General features: G+C 68.6%; 1 protein-coding gene. It reads right to left on the bottom strand.

Annotated elements, in window-relative coordinates:
* A partial coding sequence (locus ACIQU3_RS36815) for an amino acid adenylation domain-containing protein (RefSeq protein WP_403930157.1) occupies positions 1 to 4,575 on the bottom strand: 4,575 nt, incomplete at its 3' end.
* Positions 4,576 to 4,685: the final 110 nt, after the last annotated feature.

Below are 4,685 nucleotides of genomic sequence, written 5' to 3'. Positions count from 1 at the left end.
ATACGACAACACCCGGCCCTCACACACCACCGCCACCGCACCCGGATCACGCACCACCTGCGCCTCAAACAACTCCACCACCGACAAACCATCAACCGGCACACCCCCACCACCACCAGCCCACCCCAAAACCAACCCACGCTCATCCGGACTCAGGACATCCACCGAACTCAGCCGGATTTCCGGCGCCCCCACCAACACCTCGACCGCCCGCACCAACCACTCCGCAAACCGCTCGGCCGTACCCGCGTCAAACACGTCGGCGGCCGCGATCACGACACCCCGCACACCAGCGGGAGCACCTTCGGCGTCGAACACCTCGGTAGCCATGACATCCAGGTCGAACTTGGCCGTCGCCGGTCCCGCCGCCCCGGGCACCCCGGCAGATCCGGTCGGTACTCCAGAGGCACGCAGCCCCGGCAGGTCGAGGGCCGCCTGGGCGTTGTTCTGCAGGGTGAGCATCACCTGGAACAGCGGATGCCGGGCCAGCGAACGAGCCGGCGCCAGTTCCTCCACCAGCCGCTCGAACGGCACATCCTGATGCCCGAACCCCGCCAGAGTCGTCTCCCGGACCCGCTCCAGCACCTGCGCGAACGTCGGATCACCCGACAGATCAGTACGCACCACCAGCGTGTTCACAAAGAACCCGACCAGCTCGTCCAGCGCCTCATCCGTGCGGCCCGCGATCGCCGAACCGATCGGAATGTCCGTGCCCGCACCCAGCCGCGACAACGTCACCGCCAGCGCCGCCTGGAGCACCATGAACACCGTCACGCCACGCTCACGCGCCACCTCACGCAAACGCGCATGCACCCCAGCCGGCACCTCCAGCCCGACCGCATGCCCCTCATGCGACGCGACGGCCGGACGCAGCCGGTCATACGGCAGCGCCAACTCCTCCGGAACCCCCGCCAACGCCTCACGCCAGAACCCCACCTGCCGCGCCAGCACACTCTCGGGGTCCGTCCGGTCCCCCAGTACCTTCTGCTGCCACAGCACGTAGTCGGCGTATTGCACCGGCAACGGCGCCCGTCCCGGCACACGCCCCTCACGCCGGGCCCCGTACGCCACCGACACATCCCGCGCCAACGGACCCATCGACCAGCCATCACCCGCGATGTGATGCACCACAAGGCTCAGGACATGCTCATCCGGACCCACCCTGAACAACCGGGCCCGGACAGGGATCTCCTCCGCAAGGTCGAAGGCATACCGCGCCGCCTCCGCCACCACCCCACCGAGCTCCTCCGCGCGCACATCGGTGACCGTCAGCGCAAAACCGCTCTCGGCCACGGGCAGAATCCGCTGATACGGCTCCCCGTCCACCACCGCGAACACCGTCCGCAGCACCTCATGACGCTCCAGCACATCCCGCAGCGCACCCTCGAGCGCATCCCGGTCCAGCTCACCCGACAGGCGCAAAGTCGTCGGGATGTTGTAGGTCGCGCTGGGACCTTCCAGTTGTCCGATGAACCACAGCCGGCGCTGCGCGTACGACAACGGCACCCGCTCCGGGCGCTCCGCAGCCACCAGAGCCGGATGCGCCGTGTCCGCCTGGCCGAGGCCGGCGGCAAGTCCCGCCGGAGTCGGGGCCTCGAAAAGGGTCCGCAGCGCCACCTCCACGCCCAGCACCGCGCGCACCCGGCTCACCAGACGAGTCGCCAGCAGCGAGTGACCACCGAGAGCGAAGAAATCATCGTCCACACCGACCGCGGGCAGACCCAGAATCTGCGCGAACGCCTGGCACAGGATCTCCTCCTGCACCGTCGCCGGACCCCGGCCTCCTCCGCTCGCATACTCCGGCGCGGGCAGCGCCTTGCGGTCCAGCTTGCCGTTCACCGTCAACGGCAACGCATCCAGCACAATGACCGCCGAGGGGACCATGTACTGCGGCAACCGCTCACCCACGAACTCACGCAGCTCGGACTCCGAGGCCGACCCCACTACGTACGCCACCAGGCGCTTGTCCCCGGGAACGTCCTCACGGGCGATCACAGCCGCCTGCGTGATCTGCGGGTGCGCCGCCAGGACCGCCTGGACCTCACCCGGCTCGATCCGGAACCCGCGGATCTTCACCTGCTCATCCGCACGCCCCAGATACTCCAGCCGGCCCCCGGCCGACCACCGCACCACATCCCCCGTCCGATACATCCGCCCGCCCACCTGGCCGAAGGGGCAGGCCACGAACCGCTCACCCGTCAAACCCGGGCGACCCACATAGCCCCGCGCCAGACCCGCACCCGCGACGTACAGTTCTCCCGCCACGCCGACCGGCACCGGACGCAGTGCACCATCCAGCACGTACACCTGCGTGTTGACGATCGGAGAACCGATTCCGGAGCTGTCGCCCGGTGCGAGCGGCGCCGACATCGTGGCGCACACGGTGGTCTCCGTGGGGCCGTAGGCGTTGATGAACCGGCGACCGGGAGCCCAGCGTGCGATCAGGTCACCGCCCAGTGCTTCGCCTGCCGACACCAGGGTCGACACCGAAGGCAGATCTTCAGGCGCCAGCACGGCCAGCACGGCCGGTGGCAGCGTCACATGAGTCACCTCGTGCCGCGCCACGACTTCGGCCAGGCCTTGCCCAGGCAGCAACTCGTGCGCATCGGACAGTACGAGTCGTGCTCCGCAAGACAACGCAACGAGTACCTCGGACACCGCCGCGTCGAAGCTCACCGACGCGAACTGCAGCATCCGGCCGGTGGAATCCGCCGCGAATCGTTCTGTCTGAGCCGCCACCAGGCTCGCCACGCCGCCGTGCGACACGGCCACGCCCTTGGGCCGTCCCGTCGAGCCGGACGTATAGATGACGTAGGCCAGTCCACCAGCCTCGAATACGGCTTCGGGAGGCGTGACGGGTGCCGCTGCCAGCTCGCGTGCCACCCTCATGTCATCGAGGTTCACCAGGTGCACTGCGGGCCCTGACATCACGGCTGCCATGTCGCCGCGCCCGAGGACCACCCGTGCACCGCTGTCGGTGAGCATGAACTGCAGTCGCTCCACCGGATATTGCACATCCAGCGGCACATAGGCTGCGCCGGTCTTCAGTACGGCCAGCAGCGCGACGACCAGATCCACCCCACGCGGCAGGAATACGCCCACGACGGACTCCGCACCGATGCCGAGCGCTCGCAGGTGGTGCGCCAGCTGGTTCGCCTTGGTCTCCAACTCGGCGTAGGAGAGTTCCGTAGCTCCATGGACCACTGCCACAGCGTCCGGGGTGCGGGTCACCTGGGCCTGGAACATCTCGGGCGCGCACTGCTGTGGGATGTCTGCGGTGGTGCCGTTCCAGTCTTGGAGGATTCGGTTCTGTTCGGTGGCGTCGAGGATGTCCACCGTCGACAGGAAGCTGTTGGGGTCGTCTTCCAGTGTGGTCACGAGGTTGTCGAGGCAGGTGTGCAGCAGCCGGCAGACCGCCTGACCGTCGACCGGGCCCACCGCGTCCACGACCAGCCCGAACCTGGACTCCAGGTCATCGACCGCCACGGCCACGGGGTAGTTCGTCACCTCACGCACGGCCAGCGTGCTGATGCCCCTGGGCGCCGGGCCGGCCTCCGGGCGAGGGTTCTCCGGACGGCGCGTGCCGTGCCGGTAGTTGAACAGTGAGGTGAACAGCGGACTGCCGTTCGGGATGCCGCTGGCCTGCTGCGCCAGGGTCAGCGGGGCGTGCTCGTGCACCAGCAGCTCCGCCAGCTGGTCGCGCACACCTTCCAGCGCGCTGGCGACGCCGACCGCATCCACGCGGACCCGGACCGGCAGCGTGTTGATGAACAACCCCGGCACCCGGTCCGCACCCGCACCGGCATTCATCCGCCCGAACAGCACCGTGCCGAACACGACGTCGTCACGACCACTGACCGTCGACAGCACCCGCGCCCACGCCAAGTGGAACACGCTGGCCGGGCTCACACCCAACGACCGGGCGACCTCACGCACCCGCCGGCCCACCTCCTCGTCGACCCGCAGGTGGGAGCGCACGACGCCGCTGCCGTCACCGTGCACGTCCAGCAGGCCATAGGGGGCAGTGGTCTCCTCCACGTCCCCGAGCAGGTCGGCGAAGTAGCGCTCGTGCTCCTCGCGCGTCACGCCCAGCCGCGCCTGCGCCACGAAGTTGCGGAACGGCAGCGGCTCCGGCAGGGAATCCTCCCGCCCGGACAGGAATGCGCCCATCTCTTCCAGCAGCACGTCCTGTGTGGTGTGGTCCTGGACGAGGTGGTGCATGCGCAGCAACGCCAGCCATCCGCCGTCCTCGCCCGGCTGTGAGGCGATGTGCACGTCGATCAGCGGCGCACGGCCGATGTCCATCCTCGACCCGGCCACCGCAGTCAGCTGCTGCACCGCGGCATGGCCCTCAGCGGGCAACTCAACTGGAATAACCGGGAGTTCGGCCCGATGGACCACGACCTGGACCGGCTCACGCAACTGCTCCCACACGATCGCGGTCCGGTAGATGTCGTGCCGGTCCACCACTCGCTGAAGAGCGCCGAGGAAGGCATCCAGTCGTTCCCGCGAGTCGAAGCGCAGTACCCGTGGCACTACATACGTATCCGCACCGCCGCCATCCGCCTGCAACACGTGATGAAAGAGGATGCCTTCCTGCAGCGGGGCGAGCGGGTAGACGTCGGCGATGTTGGCCGCGCCCCCAGGTATCTGCTCGATGACGTGCGCCAGCTCGGCCTCGTCGA

It is taken from the genome of Streptomyces sp. NPDC101110, assembly GCF_044759525.1.
Taxonomy (GTDB): Bacteria; Actinomycetota; Actinomycetes; order Streptomycetales; family Streptomycetaceae; genus Streptomyces.
The sequence above is the reverse complement of the archived record's forward strand: the minus strand, read 5'-3'. Positions and strand labels throughout refer to the sequence as shown.